General features: G+C 71.5%; 22 protein-coding genes and 1 tRNA gene. 16 read left to right on the top strand and 7 right to left on the bottom strand.

Going from position 1 to position 22988, the window contains the following annotated elements:
* Nucleotides 1-23: 23 nt before the first annotated feature.
* Together JOD65_RS18205 and JOD65_RS18200 are read right to left on the bottom strand one after the other, a co-directional pair.
* A complete protein-coding gene (locus JOD65_RS18205) occupies nucleotides 24-2003 on the bottom strand; it encodes an alpha-1,4-glucan--maltose-1-phosphate maltosyltransferase (RefSeq protein WP_191195177.1) in 1980 nt (659 codons plus the stop codon).
* A gap of 103 nt (nucleotides 2004-2106) precedes the next feature.
* Nucleotides 2107-5961, bottom strand: a complete 3855-nt coding sequence (locus JOD65_RS18200) for a M36 family metallopeptidase (RefSeq protein ID WP_204811265.1) — start codon at nucleotides 5959-5961, stop codon at nucleotides 2107-2109.
* A gap of 106 nt (nucleotides 5962-6067) precedes the next feature.
* Here JOD65_RS18200 and glgP point away from each other — a divergent pair, with 106 nt between their 5' ends.
* On the top strand, nucleotides 6068-8650 hold the full coding sequence (gene glgP / locus JOD65_RS18195) for an alpha-glucan family phosphorylase (RefSeq protein WP_191195178.1): 2583 nt from the start codon (nucleotides 6068-6070) through the stop codon (nucleotides 8648-8650).
* Nucleotides 8651-8653: 3 nt separating this feature from the next.
* Here glgP and JOD65_RS18190 read toward each other — a convergent pair whose 3' ends face one another.
* Complete coding sequence (locus tag JOD65_RS18190) at nucleotides 8654-8803, bottom strand: hypothetical protein (RefSeq protein WP_191195179.1); 150 nt, start codon at nucleotides 8801-8803, stop codon at nucleotides 8654-8656.
* Nucleotides 8804-8975: 172 nt separating this feature from the next.
* Here JOD65_RS18190 and JOD65_RS18185 point away from each other — a divergent pair, with 172 nt between their 5' ends.
* Nucleotides 8976-9305, top strand: a complete 330-nt coding sequence (locus JOD65_RS18185) for a hypothetical protein (RefSeq protein WP_191195180.1) — start codon at nucleotides 8976-8978, stop codon at nucleotides 9303-9305.
* A 134-nt stretch (nucleotides 9306-9439) separates the two neighbouring features.
* Here the strand turns inward: JOD65_RS18185 and JOD65_RS18180 are convergent, their stop codons facing one another.
* On the bottom strand, nucleotides 9440-9595 hold the full coding sequence (locus JOD65_RS18180; protein WP_191195181.1) for a hypothetical protein: 156 nt from the start codon (nucleotides 9593-9595) through the stop codon (nucleotides 9440-9442).
* Between the two features lie 124 nt (nucleotides 9596-9719).
* Here JOD65_RS18180 and JOD65_RS18175 point away from each other — a divergent pair, with 124 nt between their 5' ends.
* Nucleotides 9720-10094 carry a VOC family protein gene (locus JOD65_RS18175; RefSeq protein ID WP_191195182.1) on the top strand — a complete coding sequence of 125 codons (375 nt, stop codon included), beginning with the start codon at nucleotides 9720-9722 and terminating at the stop codon, nucleotides 10092-10094.
* Here JOD65_RS18175 and JOD65_RS18170 read toward each other — a convergent pair whose 3' ends face one another.
* Complete coding sequence (locus JOD65_RS18170) at nucleotides 10095-10463, bottom strand: hypothetical protein (RefSeq protein WP_191195183.1); 369 nt, start codon at nucleotides 10461-10463, stop codon at nucleotides 10095-10097. It abuts the gene before it with no gap.
* 53 nt (nucleotides 10464-10516) lie between these two features.
* Between JOD65_RS18170 and JOD65_RS18165 the strand changes: the two genes are divergently transcribed.
* Nucleotides 10517-11029: a MarR family winged helix-turn-helix transcriptional regulator gene (locus tag JOD65_RS18165; protein WP_191195184.1), complete on the top strand. Its 513-nt coding sequence runs from the start codon at nucleotides 10517-10519 to the stop codon at nucleotides 11027-11029.
* Between the two features lie 63 nt (nucleotides 11030-11092).
* Nucleotides 11093-12001: a helix-turn-helix transcriptional regulator gene (locus tag JOD65_RS18160; protein ID WP_191195185.1), complete on the top strand. Its 909-nt coding sequence runs from the start codon at nucleotides 11093-11095 to the stop codon at nucleotides 11999-12001.
* A 14-nt stretch (nucleotides 12002-12015) separates the two neighbouring features.
* Here the strand turns inward: JOD65_RS18160 and glgX are convergent, their stop codons facing one another.
* On the bottom strand, nucleotides 12016-14193 hold the full coding sequence (gene glgX, locus JOD65_RS18155; RefSeq protein WP_307821250.1) for a glycogen debranching protein GlgX: 2178 nt from the start codon (nucleotides 14191-14193) through the stop codon (nucleotides 12016-12018).
* A 115-nt stretch (nucleotides 14194-14308) separates the two neighbouring features.
* Here glgX and JOD65_RS18150 point away from each other — a divergent pair, with 115 nt between their 5' ends.
* From JOD65_RS18150 to JOD65_RS18135, 4 genes are all read left to right on the top strand, one after another.
* Nucleotides 14309-15085, top strand: coding sequence for an enoyl-CoA hydratase/isomerase family protein (locus JOD65_RS18150; RefSeq protein WP_191195187.1), 777 nt, complete (start codon nucleotides 14309-14311; stop codon nucleotides 15083-15085).
* 30 nt (nucleotides 15086-15115) lie between these two features.
* Nucleotides 15116-15418, top strand: coding sequence for a hypothetical protein (locus tag JOD65_RS18145; protein WP_191195188.1), 303 nt, complete (start codon nucleotides 15116-15118; stop codon nucleotides 15416-15418).
* Nucleotides 15419-15577: 159 nt separating this feature from the next.
* The gene (locus JOD65_RS18140) at nucleotides 15578-16360 is read left to right on the top strand and encodes an electron transfer flavoprotein subunit beta/FixA family protein (RefSeq protein WP_307821249.1); all 783 of its coding nucleotides are present in this window, start codon (nucleotides 15578-15580) and stop codon (nucleotides 16358-16360) included.
* A gap of 13 nt (nucleotides 16361-16373) precedes the next feature.
* Nucleotides 16374-17327: an electron transfer flavoprotein subunit alpha/FixB family protein gene (locus JOD65_RS18135; RefSeq protein ID WP_191195190.1), complete on the top strand. Its 954-nt coding sequence runs from the start codon at nucleotides 16374-16376 to the stop codon at nucleotides 17325-17327.
* A gap of 64 nt (nucleotides 17328-17391) precedes the next feature.
* Here JOD65_RS18135 and JOD65_RS18130 read toward each other — a convergent pair whose 3' ends face one another.
* Nucleotides 17392-18936 (bottom strand): hypothetical protein, encoded by a 1545-nt coding sequence (locus JOD65_RS18130; RefSeq protein ID WP_191195191.1) that lies wholly within the window; start codon nucleotides 18934-18936, stop codon nucleotides 17392-17394.
* 38 nt (nucleotides 18937-18974) lie between these two features.
* Here JOD65_RS18130 and JOD65_RS18125 point away from each other — a divergent pair, with 38 nt between their 5' ends.
* From JOD65_RS18125 to JOD65_RS18100, 7 genes are all read left to right on the top strand, one after another.
* Nucleotides 18975-20225, top strand: a complete 1251-nt coding sequence (locus JOD65_RS18125) for a glutamate-5-semialdehyde dehydrogenase (RefSeq protein WP_191195192.1) — start codon at nucleotides 18975-18977, stop codon at nucleotides 20223-20225.
* Nucleotides 20226-20255: 30 nt separating this feature from the next.
* Complete coding sequence (locus JOD65_RS23450) at nucleotides 20256-20402, top strand: hypothetical protein (protein WP_191195193.1); 147 nt, start codon at nucleotides 20256-20258, stop codon at nucleotides 20400-20402.
* A gap of 4 nt (nucleotides 20403-20406) precedes the next feature.
* Nucleotides 20407-21087, top strand: coding sequence for a nicotinate-nucleotide adenylyltransferase (gene nadD, locus JOD65_RS18120; protein ID WP_307821248.1), 681 nt, complete (start codon nucleotides 20407-20409; stop codon nucleotides 21085-21087).
* Nucleotides 21084-21443 (top strand): ribosome silencing factor, encoded by a 360-nt coding sequence (gene rsfS, locus JOD65_RS18115; RefSeq protein WP_191195194.1) that lies wholly within the window; start codon nucleotides 21084-21086, stop codon nucleotides 21441-21443. The genes nadD and rsfS overlap by 4 nt, the downstream gene beginning before the upstream one ends.
* Entirely contained in the window at nucleotides 21440-22063 is a 624-nt protein-coding gene (locus JOD65_RS18110) for a histidine phosphatase family protein (RefSeq protein WP_191195195.1), read from the top strand. The genes rsfS and JOD65_RS18110 overlap by 4 nt, the downstream gene beginning before the upstream one ends.
* On the top strand, nucleotides 22060-22530 hold the full coding sequence (locus tag JOD65_RS18105) for a DUF4112 domain-containing protein (RefSeq protein ID WP_204811263.1): 471 nt from the start codon (nucleotides 22060-22062) through the stop codon (nucleotides 22528-22530). Before JOD65_RS18110 ends, JOD65_RS18105 begins: the two co-directional genes overlap by 4 nt.
* Before the next feature lie 84 nt (nucleotides 22531-22614).
* Nucleotides 22615-22690: transfer RNA gene (locus JOD65_RS18100), tRNA-Ala, on the top strand.
* The last annotated feature ends 298 nt before the right edge of the window (nucleotides 22691-22988 follow it).

The following is a 22988-nucleotide window of genomic DNA, read 5'->3' as shown; positions in this document are numbered from 1 at the left end:
CTGGGACGAGGTGGGATGGTCGGTCAACGGGTCCTCCTGACGACGATCACGTGGGCAGGTTCGTAGCCGGGGTCGAGCCTGACGTAGTTGTGCGCGGTCCAGCTCCAGTCCTCCCCAGTGATCTCGTCGTGGGCGACGAAGGAGTCGTGCCACTCCAGGCCGAGTGCCGGCATCTCGAGGTGGATCATCGTCTCGCGCGTGCCGTGCGGGTCGAGGTTGATGACGCTGATGACCACGTCGTCGCCGTGCCTCTTCGAGAAGACCAGCACGTGGTCGTCGTCGCTGGAGTGGATCGTCACGTTGCGCAGCAGCTGGAGCGCCGGGTGGTGGCGGCGGATCTCGTTGAGCCGCGTCAGGTAGGGCGCGAGCGTGGTGCCCTCGGCGTCGCGCTTCTCCCAGTCGCGGATGCGGATCTGGAACTTCTCCGAGTCGAGGTACTCCTCCGACCCGGGCTTCACCGCGACGTGCTCGAACAGCTCGTAGCCGGCGTAGACGCCCCAGCTGGGCGACCCGGTGGCGGCAAGGGCGGCGCGCACCTTGAACGCCGCCGGTCCGCCGTACTGCAGGTAGGCGTGGAGGATGTCGGGGGTGTTGACGAAGAAGTTCGGCCGCATCAGGTGGTCGGACTCGCTCGAGACCTCGAGGAGGTACTCCTCGATCTCGCGCTTGCCGGTGCGCCAGGTGAAGTAGGTGTAGCTCTGGTGGTAGCCGACCGCGCCGAGGCCGTGCATCATCGCCGGCCTGGTGAAGGCCTCGGACAGGAAGAGCACGTCGGGGTCCGTACGGCGTACCTCCGCCAGCAGCCACTCCCAGAAGGCGAGCGGCTTGGTGTGGGGGTTGTCGACGCGGAAGATCCGCACCCCGTGCGACATCCAGAGCTTCACGACCCGCAGCACCTCGCGGCAGATGCCGGCCGGGTCGTTGTCGAAGTTCATCGGGTAGATGTCCTGGTACTTCTTCGGCGGGTTCTCGGCGTACGCGATCGTCCCGTCCGCGCGCGTGGTGAAGAACTGCGGGTGCGTGGTCACCCACGGGTGGTCGGGCGCCGCCTGGAGCGCGAGGTCGAGGGCCACCTCGATGTCGAGTTCACGAGCACGCGCCACGAAGGCGTCGAAGTCCTCGAACGTCCCGAGCTCGGGGTGGATCGCGTCGTGGCCGCCGTCCTTGCTGCCGATCGCCCACGGCGAGCCGGTGTCGTCGGGGCCCGGGGTCAGGGTGTTGTTCGGGCCCTTGCGGTTGACCTCGCCGATCGGGTGGATGGGCGGCAGGTAGAGGACGTCGAAGCCCATCTCCGCGACCCGGTCGAGGCGCTTGGTCGCCGTCCGGAACGTGCCGCTGGTGATCGTGCCGGTCTTCTCGTCGCGCGTCGCGCCCTCCGAGCGCGGGAAGAACTCGTACCAGCTGCCGAAGAGCGCGCGGGTGCGGTCGGCGCGGAACCGGAACGGCCCCGTGACGGTGAGCAGCTCGCGCAGCGGGTGGGCGAGGAGGACGGCCTCGAGCTCGGGGTCCTGGAGGGCGGCGAGGCGCGCGCCGACGGGACGCTCGGTGTCGGTCGCAGCCGCGATCGCGCCCGAGACGACAGCGGCGGACGGCTTGTCGAGCGCCTCCTTGCCCGTCCCGGCGGCCACCCGCTCCAGCAGGAGCCGCGCCTCGGTGAACATGAGCTCCACGTCGACACCGGCCGGGACCTTGATGCCCGCGTCGTGCTCCCAGGTCGCGACCGGGTCGGACCAGGAGTGGATCTCGAAGGTCCACTCGCCCTCGACGTCGGGCGTCACGTGGGCCACGTAGCGGTTGGGCGCCTCACCGTCGGGCCGCATCCGTAGGGGGTCGCGGGTCCGGCCGCGTGGATCGGTGGCGACCACCTCGGCGGCGAGCTGGTCGTGGCCCTCGCGGAAGACCGAAGCGCGTACGGGCAGCGGCTCCCCGACGGTGGCCTTGGCCGACTGGCGACCCAGGTCGACCACGGGAGAGACATCCATCACGGGTATCCGTCCAACCATGGCCCCACACTTGCGAACCCGAACCCCGCACGCAAGCCGACCGCGGTCGGGGCCACCCCTTGGGACGTCCCGACCGCGGTCGATGCCGACCGGTGTCGCGCGGTCAGCGCACCGCCGCCACGGTGATGGTGCGCAGCCGCGTACTCGACGGCGCGAAGGTGGTGGCGTCGGCGGGCAAGAAGCGCGCGCGCACGCTGGTGCGTCGATGGCGCAGGGCTTGCTTCGGCACGCGCACGCGCGCGGTGCCGTCCTCGGTGGAGACGACCTTCCACGTCCGGCCGGCGAGCCGGACCACGAACCTCCCGGTCTCCCGGTCGGAGGCGGAGCGAACGGTCAGGAACAGGACCGGGGCGGGCTTGCGCCGGGTCTGGAACGCTCGCTTCACGACCATCCTGGTGCGGGTCGCGACAGCGCCGGCGGCGGTGGCGGCCGTCGTGCCGGCCGTCGTGCCGGCCGTCGTGCCGGTGGTGGCGTCAGCCCCCGGGGTGGTGCCGGTGGTACCGCCGGTGTCGGGTGTCGTGCCCGTGGGCTGGTCGGGCAGTGTCGCGTCCTCACCGAAGACCTGGAGCTCGGAGGCGTGCACGATCGTGCCGCGGTCCGAGCCCGTCTTGCAGTCCGTCAGCACGGTCGTGCTTGCGGTCTGCTGACCCGCGTACGCCTCCTGGCCGGTGCACTGGTTCTCGAGGGTGACCAGTCGTACGGCGGCTGCCGCGGTGTCGGGCACGTCGAACTCGCGCATCGTGAGGGTCGGCGCGACCGGCCGGGGGAGCGTGCTCGGGAAGGCATCGGCGGCCGAGGTGTAGAACCGCGTCCAGGTGGCATCGGCCGACCCGCAGTCGGCGGTGCACGACTCCAGGGCGAACTGGCGCAGCGCGGTGAACCGCGAGCCCGAGTCGGGGTCGTCCTGGGCGAGCGGGATGTCGCTGGCGGACGCCGGGGCAGGGGTGAGGTGTGCGCTCACCTGGACCCGACGCACGGTGCTGACGTCACCGGCGAGGTCGACCGACACCGAGGGGTGGGACTCGTCGACCTGCGCCTCGGACACGCCACCCCAGTTGGTCGCCTCGGTCCCGTCGATCAGCGCCTCGGGGTTGAGCGAGCCGTCGGTGGAGCCGATGACAGAGGCGCCCGCCGCAGAGCTCGCGAGGTTGACCACGTCACCGAGGGTCTCGGTGCGTGCGCCGCCGTCGGCCGGGACGGTCATCGTCCACCGGGTGAACCCGCGGTCCGGCGAGACGGCCAGCATGGCGTAGGTGCCCGGCGCGAACGACGCGCTCGCGCCGAGGTCGCTGGTCGGGTCGGTGTCGGCGACCGGCGTCACGCGGGCCTCGTAGTCGCCGACGTAGATCTTCGCCCGGCCGGTGGTGGCGAACGTGATCGTGCTGCCCGGGCCGCTCGGTGTCGTGAAGTCCGGCACGGGCTCGTGGTCGTCGGCGTCCGCGACCGACGCGTGCACGCCCATGCCGCGGCGGGCGAAGGCTGCCCACAGGACGTCGCGGTTCGCGCCGGCGAAACGCATCTGGTCGGCGGCGATCATGGCGTCGCGGGCGTCCAGCATCGAGGTCGCACCCTGCTGGAGCAGGAACGCGTCGAACATCAGCTGCACCCAGCGCCGGTTGCCCGGGCAGGTGTCCACGGGACGGGGGGTGGCGGTCGGCGTGGCCTGCGCGCACGCGAGCTGCAGGTCCGCGTCGTCGTACGGGAAGCGGGCGTCGTACGTCTCCACGAGGGCCTGGCGGACCTCCCACATGGTGCCGTTCCAGATCTCGCCGTCGGCGTGGACCTCGGGACCGGTGGAGTCGAAGCCGTAGTCGGAGAGGTTCAGCGGGTTGTCGTCGATGGCGTAGTCGCGGATGGCGGTCTCGGTGTTGCCGGTGGCGTAGGCGCCGACGGCCCAGACGTTCCCGCCGTTGCTGTAGCCGTGGGAGAACTGGTACTCGCCGGCGACCAGGTCACCCCAGGACTCGCCCATCGCGCCGCCCTGCTCCGAGGTGAGTCCCTCGTCGGGGCCGGCGACCATCCGGTTGCTGATCGCGTGGGTGTACTCGTGACCGACGATGCCCATGTCGAGGCCGCCGTCCGTGCAGGGTGCGTAGAAGGCGCCGGCGATCGGCTCGAAGAGGTACTGGTTCGTGATGCCGGGGGTGCCGTCCTGCAACGTGACCTGGTTGGCGTTGTCGCGGCCGAGGAAGCTCGGGCTGCCGCCGGTGATGGCGCCGGCCTGGGCGTTGCCGACCTCCTGGTCGCCACCGACCCCGCCGCGGCTGCCGTTGTCGAGCTGCAGGTTGTAGTTCTCCTCGGTGAACCCGAGGTAGTAGGAGTAGTCGTGCATCCGGTTGTGGGCGGCGAACAGGTTGCCCACCGAGGCATTGACGTCGTTGCCGCCGGGCACCAGCTGGGTGGCGTCGCAGCGACTGTTGTTCCATGCGTCGGTGAACTCGGTGGTGTACTCCCGGGTCGGGGAGACGGGCGCCTGCGCGAGGCCGCCGGGGGTCAGGGGGCTGGCCCAGGCCTCGTGCGTGTCGGCGTTGTTGCCGACGGTGGTGAAGGTCGACAGCGGGCCGATGGTGTCCCAGGGGCCGAACGCGGCCACGTTGCGCAGCGGGGTGGCGGGGGAGGTGCAGCCGGCGTCGGAGCTCCAGCAGCCGACGACCGAGTTGGACGGGACCTCGTCAGGACCGTCGAGGGTCGGGTTGGCGGTGAAGTAGCGCCACCTCGGGTTGGCCACGAGCTCACCGGTGCTGGGAGCACCGGTGTCGCTCGTGCTCACGGCGACGGCGTACTGGCCGAGGACCACCGAGCCGGGCTCGAACTCGCAGACCTGCACGGAGTAGGTCCCGGCGGGGATGCTCGCCGCGGAGTACGCCAGCACCTCGGGGTTGGTGGCCAGGTCCTGCGACGTGAGCAGCGTCGAGCCCTTGAAGAGCTTCAGGACGAAGTCGTCGGTGGGCGCGCCGGTGGCGATGGCGTTGATCTGCCTGGTCAGGTCGTCGGTGAGGTCGAACGGGTGCTGCGGACCGCAGCCCGTCGCGGCGTCGACCGATCCCTGGAAGACGTTGGTGTAGGCGAGGTTCTCGGTCTTGTTGTGCCGGGCGAGGACCTTGCCGGTGACGCCGTCGACGAGGCTGGTGAAGGCGAGCGAGGCGCCGCCGGCGACATTGACGACGTTGGCCTCGAGCACGGGCCGCACGGTGCCGTCGGCCATCGGTAGTGCACGCAACCGGACCTGCTGCTCCTGGGCGAAGCCGGGAACCGTGAGGCGGGTCCAGCCTCCGCCCACGGTGCGGACGATGTCGCCCACCCTGCCGGCAGGTACGCCGACCGAGAGCTCCTCGGCCGCCTTCAACCAGCCCTCGAGCGGTGTGAGCGTCGCCGCCGGCATGGCGCTCGTCGTGCGGGCCAGCGAGGACGAGACGTACGCGACCTCGCCGTCGGCCACGCCGACGGTCACCAGGCCACCGAGCGCCGGCGCCACGCCGCCGAAGTCCTGCCGGAACAGCACGGCGCGCGCGTCGGACCTCGCGAGGGCCTGGGAGCTGACGACCGTGAGGTCGTCGACGGCCGAGGCATCCATCCCGAAGGCGGCGGCGTGGTCGCGCAGCCAGGCTCGGGCGGCCGTGACCGGCGCGCCCGGAGCGGCACCGAGGCTGCTGTCGGCCGGGAGGATCGACGCCGGCGTCCCGAGGGCGTTCCAGCGAGCCGTCACGTCGCCGATCGCCGACACGGCCTCCCGCTGGAGCCCGGTCGGGAGTGCCGTGCCACGGGTGTCGACGTCGCGCGGACCTCCGACCGGGTCACCGGGCGTGCGGACATCGGACGGGGTCGGGCCCGGCGTGATCGTCCCGGTCGTGGCGGTCGCCGAGGAGGCGATCGTGGGGATGGTGCTCAGGGTGGAGATCGCGAGGAGCGTCGCGGCGGCGAGGGAGGCGCGGCCGAGGCGGGAGCGGGGGCGGGTCATGCCGTCACAACGTCGCCGTGGTCCCGCGGGTTATGCACGGGTGTGGGCAGGCGTGAGGAGGGGCCGCTCTTGGATCGTTCCAAGAAATGGCCTAGCGTGCTGGTCCGTGCGAGCGTTCAGACGATTCACCGTCCGTCCCGTCCTGCCCGAGCCCCTGGGGGCGCTGGCTGCCCTGGCCGGCAACCTGCGCTGGTCCTGGCACCCACCCACCCAGGACGTGTTCTCCTCGATCGACGCCGAGCTGTGGCGCCAGGTCAAGGGCGACCCGGTGCGCTTCCTCGGTGCCGTGGGCCGCGAACGGCTCGACGAGCTGGTCGAGGACGGCGACTTCCGCGCGCGCCTCTCCGCCGCGCACGGCGACCTGCAGCGCTACCTCACCGAGGACCGGTGGTACGCCCGCAAGGCCGGCGACGACGCCCCGCGCGCCATCGCGTACTTCTCGTCCGAGTTCGGCATCACGTCGGTGCTGCCGCAGTACTCCGGCGGCCTCGGCATCCTGGCCGGCGACCACCTCAAGGCGTCCTCCGACCTCGGCATCCCGTTGGTGGGGGTGGGCCTGTTCTACCGCCACGGCTACTTCAAGCAGGCGCTCGACCGCGACGGCTGGCAGCAGGAGAGCTACCCCGTCCTCGACCCCGACGAGCTGCCGCTGACCGTGCTCCGCGAGGCCGACGGCAGCCGAGCGACGGTGTCCATCGCCCTCCCCGATGGCCCCGACCTGGTGGCGCGGATCCTCGTCGCCCACGTCGGTCGCGTGCCCCTGCTGCTCCTCGACACCGACGTCGAGGAGAACAGCGCCCACTACCGCGACGTGACCGACCGGCTCTACGGCGGCAACTCCGAGCACCGGCTGCGCCAGGAGCTGCTCCTCGGGGTGGGCGGCGTACGCGCCCTGCGGGTGTGGTCGCGCATCACCGGCGCTCCGGCGCCGGAGGTCTTCCACGCCAACGAGGGCCACGCCGGGTTCCTCGGCATCGAGCGCATCCGTGAGCTCACCGTCGACGAGGCCGGGCCGCACGTGGACTTCGACACCGCGCTCGAGGTCACCCGCGCCGGCACCGTGTTCACCACGCACACGCCGGTGCCCGCGGGCATCGACCGGTTCCCGCGCGAGCTCGTCTCCCAGTACTTCGGCGGCAACTCGCCGACGCCGGGTGTCCCGGTCGACCGGATCCTCGCGCTCGGCGCCGAGGACTACGACGGTGGCGAGGCCGGCGTGTTCAACATGGCGGTGATGGGCTTCCGCCTCGCCCAGCGCGCCAACGGCGTCTCCGAGCTGCACGGGCACGTGTCGCGCGGCATGTTCAACGGCCTGTGGCCGGCGTTCGACGAGGCCGAGGTGCCGATCACGTCGATCACCAACGGTGTCCACGGCCCCACCTGGATCGCGCGCGAGGTCATCGAGCTCGCCGCGAGCCGCGGCGGCGACATCGACGGCGACGACACCGACGCCCTGTGGCCGCTCGTCGACCAGATCAGCGACCGCGAGATCTGGGACCTCAAGCGCACGCTGCGCACCCGCTTCGTCGACGACGCCCGCGACCGGATGCGCCGCTCGGCGACCAAGCGGGGCTACGCGGCCGCGGAGACCACGTGGATCGACAGCGCGCTCGACCCCGACGTGCTGACCATCGGCTTCGCGCGGCGCGTGCCGACGTACAAGCGCCTCACGCTGATGCTGCGCGACCCCGCCCGCCTCAAGAAGCTGCTGATCGACCCCGAGCGGCCCATCCAGCTGGTCATCGCCGGCAAGGCGCACCCGGCCGACGAGACCGGCAAGCGACTCATCCAGGAGATGGTGCGCTTCGCCGACGACCCGGAGGTCCGGCACCGCATCGCGTTCCTGCCCAACTACGACATCGCGATGGCGCAGCCGCTCTACCCCGGCTGCGACGTGTGGCTCAACAACCCGCTGCGTCCCTACGAGGCCTGCGGCACCTCGGGCATGAAGGCGGCGCTCAACGGTGGCCTGAACCTCTCGATCCTCGACGGTTGGTGGGACGAGTGGTACGACGGCAACAACGGCTGGGCGATCCCGTCGGCCGACGGGATCGAGGACCCCGACCGGCGTGACGACCTCGAGGCCAACGCGCTCTACGACCTGCTCGAGGGCGAGGTCGTGCCGCGTTTCTACGAGACCAACGACGAGGGCGTGCCCCCGCGCTGGCTGGAGATGGTCCGCCACACGCTGAAGTCGCTCGGCCCCAAGGTGCTCGCCACCCGCCAGGTCCGCGACTACGTCCGCGAGCTGTACGCCCCGGCCGCGCACACCGCGCGCACGCTCAACTCCGACTACGTCGGCGCTCGCACCCTGTCGGGCTGGAAGCACGACGTCCGCGCCGCGTGGCCCGGCGTCCGCGTCGAGCACGTCGACTCCGAGGGCGTGGGCGACCAGGCCGTCGTGGGCGCGACGCTCGCTGTCCGCGCCTGGGTGGCGCTCGGCTCGCTCTCGGCCGACGACGTCGAGGTGCAGGTCGTGCACGGGCGGATCGGCTCCGACGACGTCCTCACCGCGACGTCGGCGACGCCGATGCTGGTGGGGGAGTCGTACGACGGCAACCGCCACCGCTTCGACGCCGCCGTGCCGCTCGCGGTCTCCGGCCCGTTCGGCTACACGGTCCGCGTGGTCCCGCGCAACGAGTCGCTGGCCTCCGTCGCCGAGCTGGGGCTGGTCGCCGAGCCGGCCTGATCGTCAGGCGGCCGAGCTCGTCGCGAGCGGGTTCGGTCGCCGGCAGCGGCAGGAGTCGCTGCACGGCAGGTAGGTGTGCGCGGCGTGGCCGCACCCCGGGCACGGCAGGTCGTGGCTGAGGTGGGTCCTGCTGGTCTGGACGGTGTCCCACATGGTGAGTCTCCTTCCGGTGCTGGTCGGGTCGTGTGTCCTCCAGCGTGCGCCTCGACGTACCCCTCGCGCATCCGGGTTATTACGTACGACGGCGCCCTCCCGCCGCGCCAGGCGTCCGCGTCCCGCCGGTAAAGGCGTTGCCGGGTACGGCGGTCACGAGGACGATCGCCCCATGCCCTCGACGCCTCCGCCCGGCATCCTCGAGCCCTTCCTCGCGGCCGCCGACGCCGCCGCCTCGTCGCGACCCGACGTGGACGCGGAGACCGCGCGCGAGCTGATGGCAGAGGCGGCGAGCATGCTGCACGACAGCCTCGCCCTGGACCACCTCGACGAGCACGACCTGCCGCAGGTGGTCGCTGCCCTCGCCGCCGACCTCACGGCCGTCGACCCGGGCGCGGCCGTGCGCGACCGCGCCGCCGCGGCCGGGGACGACCCGGCCCTCCACGACCCCGACGGCGTGCGCGGGGCGTACCTCGTGGTCGTGCAGGTGCTCGGGCTCTGACCGGAGACGCGCGGACCAAACCCCGGGGCAAACCGGGCGGCTGAGCGTGGGCCGGACCTCGACCGGCAGGTTCGGTCCGCGTGTCTACGCGCGCGGTCCCGCTCATCGCAGGCGCGCGACAAGCAGGCCGGGGCTCAGTCGTCGCGGGTCGCGGCGTGCTGGTCGACGTTGCGCACGTCGTCCGGCTCGGGCGAGCTGCCGGCGTCGACGCCGGCCACCATGTCCTCGGCGCGTACGCCGGCGGGGAGGGTCGTGAAGCGCGTGTCGCGCGAGCTCTCAGGTGCTCCCATGCGACGACCCTAACGCCGGATCGGACCAGTCAGCCGAAGGTCGCCCGGAGCCCGACGGCGGGACAGGTGGCCGGTCATTGACCGGCCGGACGTCCGGGGCGATGGTGGTGGCGGAGGAGTGACCATGGACGAGTACGCCAGCGTCCGCTACGTCGTGGACGACGTGCAGGCGGCGATCGACTTCTACACCGAGCACCTCGGCTTCACCGTGCTGAGCCACCCTGCGCCGCCGTTCGCCGACGTGGTGCGGGGGCACCTGCGGGTGCTGCTCTCCGGGCCGCCGAGCTCGGGCGCGCGGGCGACCCCGCCGGACGCGTCGGGGCCCGGACGCAACCGGATCCACCTGGTCGTGGACGACCTCGACGACCACCTCGAGCGCTTGCGGGCAGCCGGGGTCACCCTGCGCAGTGACGTCGTCGCGGGGCCTGGCGGCCGGCAGTTCCTCGTGGCGGACCCGTCGGGCAACCTCGTCGAGATATTCGAGGCCGCCCGCGGCTGATCAGCCGAAGGTCAGCCAGAGCCCGACGGCGGTCGGGACGACGGCGAGCAGCAACCACGGGGAGACGATCCGCTTGCCGTGGATCGCGCGGCCGACGGCGACGGCGAAGGCACCGAAGAGCCCGGCGATGACGTTGAGCCCGATCTTGGACGACGTGGGGGAGTCGTCCAGCATGACGGCTGCCACGACGAGGCCGACGACGAGGTGCAGGATCGTGGTGACGGCAAGCGTCGACATCACCCAGCGCTGGACGCGGGCGAGGTCACGGGCGTCCTTCTCGGGGTCCTGGACGATCCGGCGCGGGGCGTCGAGGTCGAGCAGGTGGCCGCGACCCTTCTCCGTACGTCGAGCGGGAACGCTGCCGGCCATGCGAGCCTCTCTCACGAATCGTTTGCTGTGACAACGATTGCTAGGCTAACGGAATGTCCGAGCCCCGCCGAATCGACGACCTCGACGACCCCCTCGCCCTCGAACGACAGGTCTGCTTCGCCCTCGCGGTGGCGTCCCGCACGGTCATCTCGGTCTACCGGCCGGTGCTCGAGCCGATGGGGCTCACCCACCCGCAGTACCTCGTGATGCTGGCGCTCTGGGGCGGGGAGCCGTTGTCCGTGACCGAGCTCAGCCGTCGGCTCGAGCTCGACCCGGCCACGCTCTCGCGGCTGCTCCGGCGGCTCGAGGCGGCCGGCCTGGTGCGTCGGGACCGCAACCCTGCGGACGAGCGCAGCCTCGCGGTGGCCCTGACGGACCGCGGCCGCGACCTGCGGACGCAGGCGCTCGAGGTGCCCGGCACGATCCTCCAGCGGCTGGGGATGGAGCTCGACGAGCTGCTGGACCTCCGCGACCGCCTCACCGAGGTGATCGGGGCCGCGAAGGCGGCGGTGGATGCGGGGGTGGAGGCGGGGGTGGAGGCAGCCACGGAAGCACGGCCCGCCTGAGCGGGTGCAGACTGCGCACGTGCGATCAAGTGCGCGGCCTCGTCGCGGGCGAGGGTGGTGGTCATGACGACAGCGGCCGACACCTTCGCCGAGTTCCTCGCCACCCTGGCCGAGACCCTCGACCTGGGCGGCGACGAACGGGCGCGTCGGCTCCACCTCTCCCGCTTCCACCTCGCTCGCGTCGTGTCGGCGGCGGGCGGTGAGCCGCCGGAGCGGATGCGCCGGAGGCTGCTGCTGGAGCGCGCGGCGTACCGCCTGCTGACGGGCGACGAGCAGGTGGTCGACGTCGCGTTCGAGGCCGGTTACGGCTCGCACGAGGCGTTCACCCGGGCGTTCGCGCGGGAGTACGGCATCGCGCCGAGCCGTTGGCGTCAGCACCCCACCCGCACCCAGATCGAGGGTCCGAGCGGCGTGCACTTCCACCCGCCCGGCAGCCTGCGGCTGCCGACCTCACGAAAGGTGACCCCGATGGACCTGATGACGCGCATGATCGAGCACCACGTCTGGCTGACCGGCGAGATGATCGACCGGGCGACCCGGCTCACCGACGAGCAGCTCGACGCCGCGATCGAGGTGCCGATCGGCACCATCGACGACGACATGACCATCCGCTCCGTGCTCGGCCGGCTCGTCGGGCAGCTCGCCCAGTGGAACGCCGCCGTCGACCAGCGGTCCTACGACTGGGACCAGGAGCGCGGCAAGTCGCTCAGCACGCTGCGGCGCGAGCTCGCCGAGGAGGGCCCCGCCTTCCTCGAGCAGGTCCGTACGACGATCGACGAGGGCCGTCTCGACGACACCTTCGTCGACGTCACCTGCGAGACGCCGCGGGTCTTCACCTACGGCGGGATGGTGGCGCACGTGCTCACCTTCGCCGCCGTACGACGCCTCGTGGTGCTGGGTGCCTTCGAGAACCTCGGCATCACGGACCTCGACGCCGGTGACCCGATGGAGTGGATGGGCGCCCCCGCCTGACCTCCGGGCGGGGCTCAGGTCTGGCGCAGCACCAGGACCGAGCGCGCCTGCAGTGCCATCGTCCCGCCCGCGACCACCGGGGTGCCGACGGCGACGTCGGTGTTGGTCGACAGGACGACCTCGCCGTGGTGGACCCACTGGTTGGCCGGCAGCACCAGCTCGACGTCGTCGACGCCGGAGTTGAGCCAGATCATGAACGAGCGGTCGCGCACCTGCTCGCCGTGCGGGCCGGGTGAACGCAGGGGAGCCCCGTTGAGGAACATCCCGATCGTGCGGATGCTGTCGTCGTTCCAGTCGTCGACCGTCATCTCGTGGCCGCTCGGGTGCACCCAGACGAGGTCCTTGATGCCGCCCTTGATCGTGGGCCGCCCCTCGAACCAGTGCCGCTGCCGCAGCGCCGGGTGCTCGCGCCGCAGCCGCAGCGCGGTCTTGGTGATCTCGTAGACGTCGAGCCACGCGTCGTCGGGGCGCCAGTCGATCCACGAGGTCTCGTTGTCCTGGCCGTAGGCATTGTTGTTGCCGCCCTGCGTGCGTCCGCGCTCGTCGCCGGCGGTGAGCATCGGGACGCCGCTGGAGAAGCACAGCGTCGCCATCAGGTTGGCCGCCTGGCGACGACGCAGCGCGATGATCTCCGGGTCGTCGGTCTCACCCTCGACGCCGCAGTTCCACGACCGGTTGTTGTCGGTGCCGTCGCGGTTGTCCTCGCCGTTCTCCTCGTTGTGCTTGTCGTTGTACGACACGAGGTCGCGCAGCGTGAAGCCGTCGTGGGCGGTGATGAAGTTGACCGAGGCGTAGGGGGACCGGCCGTCGTCGGCGTAGAGGTCGCTCGACCCGGCCAGCCGGGTCGCGACGGTCCGTACGCCGCGGGAGTGGCCGCGCCAGAAGTCGCGCACCGTGTCGCGGAACTGGTCGTTCCACTCGACCCACGGCGGCGGGAACTCCCCGACGCGGTAGCCGTCCATCGACGCGTCCCACGGCTCGGCGATCAGCTTCACGTGGCGGAGCACGGGGTCCTGCCCGATCGCGGTGAGCAGGTGGGAGCCCATGTCGACGACCTGGTCGGTGCGGGTCAGCGCGCTCATCAGGTCGAAGCGGAAGCCGTCGACGTGCATCTCGGTGACCCAGTAGCGCAGCGAGTCGAGGATCATCCGCAGGCTCTGCGTGTGGGTGGCGTCGACGGTGTTGCCGCAGCCGGTGACGTCCCAGTAGCGCACCGGCTCGGGGGCCTGGCCCGGCTTCGTCGCCGGCGGCACCACGCGCTGGTAGTAGCCGCGGTCGTCGAGGCCGCGGAAGCTGAGCGTCGGCCCGCGGGGGCCCGCCTCGGCGGTGTGGTTGTAGACCACGTCGAGGATGACCTCGAGCCCGGCGAGGTGGAAGTCCTTGACCATCTGCTTGAACTCGGTGACCTGCTGGCCGCGGTCGCCGGCAGCGGAATACGCGTTGTGCGGGGCGAAGTAGCACAGCGAGTTGTAGCCCCAGTAGTTGACCAGGCCCCGCTCGGCGAGGGCCGGCTCGGAGAAGAACTGGTGCACGGGCAGCAGCTCGACCGCCGTCACGCCGAGGTCCTTGAGGTACGCGGTCACGGCCGGCGCCGCCAGTCCGGCGTACGTCCCCCGGAGCTCCTCGGGCACCCGGTCGTGCAGCGCGGTCATCCCCTTGACGTGCATCTCGTAGATCACGGTGTCGCGCCAGCGGCGGTGCGGCGAGGTGTCCGGTCCCCACTGGAAGTCGTCGTGGACGACGACGCTGCGGGGGATGTACGGCGCGGAGTCGAGGTCGCTGCGGGTCGCGGGGTCGTCCTTGACGTAGCCGAAGATGGCCTTGTCGACCACGAGGTCGCCCGACACGGCCCTGCCGTACGGGTCGAGCAGCAGCTTGGCGGGGTTGAACCGCAGGCCGGCCTCGGGGTCCCACGGCCCGTCCGCGCGGTAGCCGTAGCGCGCGCCACGGGCCACACCGGGGACGGCGCCGTGCCACACGCCCAGTGCTTGCTCGGTGAGCCGGTGGCGCGTCTCGACACCGTCCTCGTCGAACAGGCACACCCACATCGCTCGTGCCTCGGGGGCGTACACCGCGAAGTTGGTCGACTCCCGCGACCACGTCGCGCCCAGGGGGTGGTTGCGACCCGGCCAGACCGCCATGGTCTCGCCGTCGTGGTTCCAGACTGCGCTCGTCTCGGGGGGCGGTGTCACGCGAGCCATTGTGGTGGCACAGTCCCGGCACGGCACAATGCGCCTCGCACCACGCCAACCGCGACGCCAACCGCGACGCCACCCACGACGCCGTCCCACGCGACAAGGAGCCACCATGGAGTTCGTCTCGATCGACGTGACCGACGGGGTCGCAGTCCTGCGGCTGGACCGGCCGAAGATGAACGCGATCAGCGTCCAGGTCCAGGCCGACCTGCGCGAGGCCGCCGCCGAGCTGACCGAGCGCGACGACGTGCGCTCCGTGGTGATCTGGGGCGGCGAGCGCGTCTTCGCCGCGGGCAACGACGTCAAGGAGATGGCCGACCTGACCTACTCCGACATGGTCAAGGTCTCCGCCTCGGTGAGCTCGGCCACCACCGCGATCGCGCGGATCCCCAAGCCGGTCGTCGCGGCGGTCAACGGCTACGCCCTGGGCGGGGGCTGCGAGCTCGCCCTCGCCGCCGACCTGCGCTTCGCCGCTGAGGACGCCGTCCTCGGCCAGCCCGAGGTGCTGCTCGGCATCATCCCCGGGGCCGGCGGCACGCAGCGGCTCGCCCGGCTGGTCGGCACGTCGCGGGCGAAGGACATCATCTTCACCGGACGCTTCGTCAAGGCCGACGAGGCGCTGCGGATCGGGATGGTCGACCGGGTCGTCCCGGCGGACAAGGTGCTCGAGGAGTCGGTGGCGTACGCCGCCCAGTTCAGCGGCGCCGCCGCGCTGGCCGTCCGGGCCGCCAAGGAGTGCATCGACCGGGGCAGCGAGGTCGACCTCGACACCGGCCTGGAGATCGAGCGCCAGCAGTTCGCCGGAGTCTTTGCGACCGAGGACCGTACCCGCGGCATCACCTCGTTCGTTGAGAACGGACCGGGCAAGGCAACCTTCGTGGGCCGCTGAGCGGCCCCGGGACGAGAGGAAGACCACCACGTGGCAACGAAGATCCGGGCGACGCTCGCCCAGCTGGTGTGGCTGGCGTGCGCGCTCGCGGCGCTGGTGCTCGCAGCGGGGGCGCTGCTGATCGCGCTGGACGCCAACAGGTCCAACGAGCTCGTCGACGCAGTCCTCACGGCCGCCTCGTGGGCGGACCTCGACGTGTTCTCCCGCCAGGACGGGATCAAGCAGTTCCGCGGGGAGGGCGCCGAGGTCAAGAACGCGCTCTTCAACTGGGGCCTCGCCGCCATCGCCTGGCTCGTGGCCGGTCGCGTCCTCTACCGCGTGATCAAGCCCTGACGCATGCCCGGGCCGGCCGCTGACCGTGACAGCGCCACTGTGAGCGACCGCACCCGGAACGCCATTCCGGTCGGCACTGACCGACCAGTAACCTCATAGCCACATCCGAGTGCACAGGAGGGGCCGCGAGGCCACACCACCATGAACATTGTTGTCTGTGTGAAGTACGTGCCGGACGCCACCGGTGATCGCAAGTTCGAGGACGACAACACCGTCGACCGCGTTGGCGTCGACGGCCTGCTGTCCGAGCTCGATGAGTACGCCGTGGAGCAGGCGCTGCAGTTCCGTGAGAAGCGCGAGGGTGAGGAGATCACCGTCACCGCGCTGACCGTGGGTCCGGAGAAGGCGGTCGACGCGGTGCGCAAGTCGCTGCAGATGGGTGCCGACTCCGGTGTCCACGTCGTCGATGACGCGATCGCGGGCTCCGACTACCTCGGCACCTCGCTGGTGCTCGCCAAGGCCATCGAGAAGATCAAGGCCGACACCGGCGCCGACCTCGTGATCTGCGGGATGGCGTCCACCGACGCGTCGGGCTCGGTCGTGCCGGCGATGCTGGCCGAGCGCCTCGGCATGCCCCAGGTGACGCTGGCCTCGGTCGTGGAGTCGCAGGGCGACCAGGTCCGGATCAAGCGTGACAACGAGGGCTCGACCGAGGTCATCGGCGCGACCCTGCCGATCGTGCTGTCGGTGACCGACCAGTCGGGCGAGGCCCGCTACCCGTCGTTCAAGGGCATCATGGCGGCCAAGAAGAAGCCGCTCGAGACGTGGTCGCTGAGCGACCTGGGCCTCGACGCCGACCAGGTCGGCCTGTCGGTGGCCTACACGCAGGTCGAGGACACCACCGCCCGCCCGCCGCGCACCGCCGGCGAGATCGTCACCGACGAGGACGGCTCGGGCGCCGGTGCGCTGGTCGAGTTCCTCGCGTCCAAGAAGTTCATCTGAGGAGCTTGTCGACATGTCTGAGGTTCTTGTTGTAGTCGACCACGCCGACGGCGAGGTCAAGAAGCCCACCTACGAGCTGCTCACGATCGCGCGCCGTCTCGGCGAGCCGTCCGCGGTGTTCTTCGGCTCGCCCGAGCAGGGCGACGCCGTGGCGGAGAAGGTCAAGAAGTACGGCGCCGCGAAGGTCTACGTCGTCGACGACGCCCAGATCAAGGGCTACCTCGTCGCGCCGAAGGCCGAGGCGCTGCAGCAGCTCGCCGAGAAGAGCAGCCCCGCCGCGATCCTGCTCCCGTCGACGTTCGAGAACAAGGAGGTCGCCGGTCGCCTGGCGATCAAGCTGGGCTCGGGCCTGATCACCGACGCCGTCGACGTCGCCGACTCGGGCGTGACCACGCAGAGCGTGTTCGCGGGCAACTACACCGTGCAGGCGAAGGTCACCCAGGGCACGCCGATCATCACCGTCAAGCCCAACTCGGCCGCCCCCGAGGAGGCCGACGGCGCGGCCACAGTGGAGGCATTCGCCGCGACCATCAGCGACGTCGCGAAGACGGCGCAGGTCGTGGCCACCCAGCCGCGTCAGTCCACGGGTCGCCCGGAGCTCACCGAGGCCGCGATCGTGGTCTCCGGTGGTCGTGGCACGGGCGGCAACTTCGAGCCGGTCGAGGGCTTCGCGGACTCGCTCGGCGCGGCCGTGGGCGCCTCGCGTGCCGCGGTCGACTCCGGTTGGATGCCGCACGCGTTCCAGGTCGGCCAGACCGGCAAGACGGTCTCGCCGCAGCTCTACGTCGCCAACGGCATCTCGGGTGCGATCCAGCACCGCGCCGGCATGCAGACGTCGAAGACCATCGTCGCGGTCAACAAGGACCCCGAGGCGCCGATCTTCGAGCTTGTCGACTTCGGCGTCGTGGGCGACCTCCACACGGTCCTGCCCGCCGCGACGGAGAAGATCACCGAGCGCAAGGGCTGACCCGCACCGCGTACGTCGAACGCCCCCGGCCGACCGGCCGGGGGCGTTCGTGCGTCGCAACCTGTCACCAGCGCTGGATCCGCACCGTCCACCCGTCGCCGCGCCGCACGATCCCCACGGTCTGGCCCTGGTCGATGCGGGTGCTGTCCATCTCGAACCGGCTGGGCCGGTCCCAGGACTGCTCGGTCCCGGCGCACCTGCCGGCCGTCGGCGCACTGGACCGCCCCAGGCGGTAGGCCCCGTCCGCGGAGAGGTGACGCAGGAGCACCGGCCACCTCCGCGAGTGCTGTCCCGCGACGAGCTGCACGGCTCCGTCCGGACCGTCCGGCACGACGACGTCGCACCTCCCGGTGACACCGCCGGGCAGGGTCACGACACCACGCTCGGGCGAGATGACGTGGGTGCTGGTCGGGCCCGGTACGGCGACGTACCGGCCGTCAGCTGACTGGCCCAGCGTGCGCGGGCCCATGCGCAGCGCCTGCCAGGCGAGGCCGTCGCGGGTGGTGAGTGCGACGTTGTTGCCCCCGCACGTGACGACCGCGACGAGGACCGCGAGGGGCTGGACGGTCTCGCTGCTGCCCCAGCGGCACCGGGTGCGCGACTCGTGCACCGAGACCGCGGGACCCCAGGCCTGGCCCACCGGGTCGTAGACCTGGGCCCGCACCCTGCGGCCCGAGCGCGAACCCAGGGCGACGAGCGGGACCCCGGGCGCCGTGAAGATGTCCGTGCGGAGGCCCCGCTGGACGAGGGTGAGGCCGGGGGCGTCGAGGGGTGCCACGCGTGTCACCGCCCAGGGGGACGAGGAGTCGGGCCGCGAGATGACGGCGACGGAGGCGGGGAGGGCGAACTCCCCGAACACGGCGGTGTTCGAGTCGACGTTGGCGAAGTTGCGGTCCTGGCAGGAGTCGTCGACCTCGACTTCCTGGCGCGTCGGCGCGGCGTCCCCGGTGCGGGTCAGGACGACCATCGCGCACCGCCGGCGCGACACGTGGGCGCCGTAGAGGTAGGAGATCTGGGCGTCGTCGGTGATCGTGACGGTGGTGGTGTACTCCTCGCGCGGTGCCTCGAACGCGTACCGCGTGAATCCCTCCGGGCCCCAGGTGACGTAGCCGTGGAACTCGGGCCACACCGCCCGGTTGCCGCCGGGGGAGATGCCGGGCTCGTCGTACGCCTCGCCCTCGAGCAGGAACGACGACCAGGTGACGGTGTCGGCGGACCACAGCGCGTGGGAGGCGGTGGGGGCCTGGTCGTCGGAATAGCTCCCGCGGTCGCACTTCGCCATCACGGCCACGGCGCCGTTGGCCGTGCGTGCGTCGACGTCACCGCACGAGAGGTCCTTCTCGCGCAGCACCTCCTGGCGCCCGCCCCACATCCGGGTGGCGGCGTCGTACCGCTTGCCCCAGACGGTGCGGTAGTCCTCGTCGACCCAGACGCGGAAGACGTCGCCGTCGGCGAGGGTCAGCTCGACGCCACCCTCGATCTCGCGTGGCAGGTCGGCCAACCCGGGGACGCCCCCCGGTGCGGACGGTGGTGCGGCGCCCGAGGTCGAGCCGGTCAGGACTGCCGCTGTCGTCGCCAACGCGACGATCACCCCCGTGATGCGAGACATGACGTCACCCTAGGTGCGCCCGCCCTACGCTGGACAGCATGAGCAGCGAGGAGGCAGTGCGCGAGGTCGCCGGTCGCGCCCGGACGGCCAGCCACGAGCTGGCCACCGCCACGCGGGCGACCAAGGATGCGGCGCTGCGGGCGATGGCCGACGCGCTGGTCGCCTCGTCGACCGAGATCCTGGCGGCCAACGCCGAGGACGTCGCCCGGGCCGAGGCCGCGGGCACGCCTGCCAACATCGTCGACCGCCTCCGGCTCGACGAGTCCCGCCTCGAGGCGATGGCGCAGGGCCTGCGTGACGTCGCCGGGCTGCCCGACCCCGTCGGGGAGGTGCTGCGCGGCAGCACGCTGGCCAACGGACTCGAGCTGCGGCAGGTGCGGGTGCCGTTCGGCGTGGTCGGGATGATCTACGAGGCGCGCCCCAACGTCACCGCAGACGCGGCCGGGATCTGCCTGAAGTCCGGCAACGCCGTGCTGCTGCGCGGCTCCTCCAGCGCCCGGTCGAGCAACGCCGCGATCGTCGAGGCGATGCGCGGTGCGGTGGCGCGCAGTGGCCTGCCGGAGGACGTCGTACAGCTCGTACCGGGGGAGACCCACGACGGCGTCAAGGCCCTGATGCGGGCCCGGGGCCTCGTCGACGTGCTCATCCCGCGAGGGGGAGCGGGGCTGATCCGCAGCGTGGTCGAGGAGTCGACCGTGCCGGTCATCGAGACGGGCGTCGGCAACTGCCACGTCTACGTCGACGCCTCGGCCGACCTCGAGCAGGCGCTCGCGATCGTGCTCAACTCCAAGACCCACCGCACCAGCGTCTGCAACGCCGCCGAGTCGCTCCTCGTGCACGAGGACGTCGCCGACGAGTTCCTCCCCGCCGTGGTCGAGGCGCTGCAGGCGTCCGGGGTGCTCATCCACGGCGACAGCGCGTTCGCGGAGTACGACGACGTGGTGCCCGTGACCGACGAGGACCACGCCGCCGAGTTCCTCGGCCTGGAGATCTCCGCCGCCGTGGTCCCCGACGTCGAGGGCGCGATCGCCCACATCCGCCGCTGGTCGTCGGGTCACACGGAGGCGATCCTGGCCCGCGACCAGGCGACCATCCGGCGCTTCGTCGCCGCGGTGGACTCCGCGGCGGTGATGGTCAACGCCTCCACCCGCTTCACCGACGGCGGCGAGTTCGGCTTCGGTGCCGAGATCGGCATCTCCACCCAGAAGCTCCACGCACGCGGCCCGATGGGGCTGCCGGAGATGACGTCGAGCAAGTACGTCGTGGTCGGCGAGGGCCACGTCAGGTGACCGTGCATCGGTGCCGGTAGGGTGAGCGCCATGCTGAGCACCGTCATCACGCTGGCCGCCGAGGCCGAGAGCGAGCCTGCCGTCCACCCCTACGTCGTGGGCGCCATCGTGCTGGGGCTGCTGCTCGTCCTGCTGCTGGCCGTGGTCTCCTTCGGTGGCGGTCGCGAGCACAGCTGATCCGGTGACAGGTCCCGTGGGGCAGCGTCGTGTCGGGGTGATGGGTGGCACCTTCGACCCCATCCACCACGGCCACCTCGTGGCCGCGTCCGAGGTGCAGGCCTGGTTCGACCTCGACGAGGTGATCTTCGTGCCCACGGGCGACCCGTGGCAGAAGAGCGACCGGCAGGTCACGACGGCCGAGCACCGCTACCTGATGACCGTGGTCGCCACGGCTGCCAACCCGCGCTTCAACGTCTCCCGGGTCGACATCGATCGCGAGGGCAAGACCTACACGATCGACACGCTGCGTGACCTCAAGGCCGAGATGCCCGACGCCGAGCTGTTCTTCATCACCGGCGCCGACGCGCTCGCCGACATCTTCACCTGGCGTGACGCCGACGAGCTCTTCGAGCTCGCCAACTTTGTCGGCGTCACCCGGCCGGGCTACGAGATGGACCCGGCGGCGATTGCCAAGATCCCCTCCGACCGCGTGACGATGGTCGAGATCCCGGCCCTCGCGATCTCCTCGACCGACTGCCGCGAGCGCAAGCGTCGCGGCGAGCCTGTCTGGTACCTCGTGCCCGACGGCGTCGTGCAGTACATCGCGAAGCACGACCTCTACACGGCTGCCGGCGCCATCGCCGACCACCCGACCAGCACCACCCACCGCACCAGCTCCACCTCGAGCAAGGACTCTGCATGACTGCCACCGACCACGCCCTCGAGCTCGTCGCCGTCGCGGCCCAGGCCGCGCACGACAAGAAGGCTGACCAGGTCCTGGCCTTCGACGTCAGCGACCAGCTCGCCATCACCGACGCCTTCGTGCTGGCCAGCTCCAACAACGAGCGAGCCGTCGGCGCGATCGTCGACGAGGTGGAGGAGAAGCTCCGCGAGGTGGGCGCCAAGCCGATCCGCCGCGAGGGTCACAAGGAGGGGCGCTGGGTGCTCCTCGACTACGGCGAGATCGTGGTCCACGTGCAGCACGAGGAGGAGCGGTCCTTCTACGCCCTCGAGCGCCTCTGGAGCGACTGCCCGCTCATCCCGCTGACCCTCACGTGAGGCGCCTCGTCCTGCTCCGGCACGGCCGCACGGAGTGGAACGACACCGGGCGTGCGCAGGGCCACGCCGACGTACCCCTCGACGAGACCGGTGAGGCGCAGGCCAAGGCGGTCGCTCCCGTCCTCGCCGCGCTGTCGCCGGTGGCGGTGTGGTCCTCCGACCTCGCCCGCGCCGCGGGCACGGCTGCCGTGCTCGCCGCGGAGGCCGGGCTGGAGCCGGCGCACGACGCCCGCCTGCGCGAGTTCGACATCGGCCCGCACCGCGTCGGGCTCACCGACGAGCAGTACGCCGCCGCCCATCCCGAGGAGCACGCGGCGCTGGTGGCCGGTGACGCCGCGTCCGTCCCGGGGCGCGAGACGCCGGACGACGTGGTGGCGCGCTTCCTGCCCGCGCTGACGTCGTACGCCGACGCGCTGGGGGAGGGCGAGACCGGGGTCGTCGTGTCGCACGGCGCCGCCCTGCGCGTGGTGGTCCCCGCCTTCCTCGGGTGGCGCGGGGAGGTCAGCGAGTCCCTCGGGGTGCTGAGCAACTGCGGCTGGATCGTGCTCGAGCACGGGGCATCCGCGTGGACCGGAGGGGTGGAGCGGTGGCGGCTCGCGGCCTGGAACCGGGTCGTGTGACCGATCGCGCCCGCGAGGTCGACGTGGCGCTCAGCCGCCAGCTCGCGAGGGTGATGGACGACGCCGTCACCGTGCCCGGCACCCGCTTCGGGCTCGGCCTCGACGCGGTGATCGGCCTGGTGCCCGGCATCGGCGACGCCGTCGGCAGCGCCCTGTCCAGCGTCATCGTCCGCGACGCGATCCGGGCCCGGGTCCCGATGCCGGTGCTGGCGTGGATGGGTCTCAACCTCGTCGTCGACGCGCTGCTGGGACTGGTCCCGGGCATCGGCGACGTCCTCGACGTCGCCCACCGGGCCAACCGCAAGAACCTCCGCCTGCTCCTCCGCGAGATCGAGCGCCAACCGCTGCGCGAGCCGCCGAGCACGGCGTACGTCGTCGGCGCGGTCGCGCTGATGATCGTCCCGGTGCTCGCCGGACTGGTCGTCACCGCGCTCGGGATCTGGCTCCTCTGGCGCTGGATGACCTGAGTCCGGACCCCGATTTCACCTGCCGGTCGGGTGTCGGCTAATGTTCTCCGCGTTGTCCTTCCGGCTCCACGGAAGGGCGATGTTGGGGCTGTGGCGCAGCTGGTAGCGCATCTGCATGGCATGCAGAGGGTCAGGGGTTCGAGTCCCCTCAGCTCCACCAACGAGAAGTCCGGCGCGAGAGCGCCGGACTTTTTCTCGTTTGGTGTGCCGGGCGCAGCTGGTAGTGGCTCCATCATTCCTGGGCGATGGCGTGCAGAGGGTCAGGGGTTCGAGTCCCCTCAGCTCCACCAACGAGAAGTCCGGCGCGAGAGCGCCGGACTTTTTCTCGTTTGGTGCGCCGGGCGCAGCTGGTAGCGGCTCCATCATTCCTGGGCGATGGCGTGCAGAGGGTCAGGGTTCGAGTCCCCTCAGCTCCACCAACGAGAAGTCCGGCGCGAGAGCGCCGGACTTCTGTCGTT

Origin of the sequence: Nocardioides cavernae, assembly GCF_016907475.1 — a bacterium.
In the GTDB taxonomy this organism is placed as follows: Bacteria; Actinomycetota; Actinomycetes; order Propionibacteriales; family Nocardioidaceae; genus Nocardioides; species Nocardioides cavernae.
The sequence above is the reverse complement of the archived record's forward strand: the minus strand, read 5'-3'. Positions and strand labels throughout refer to the sequence as shown.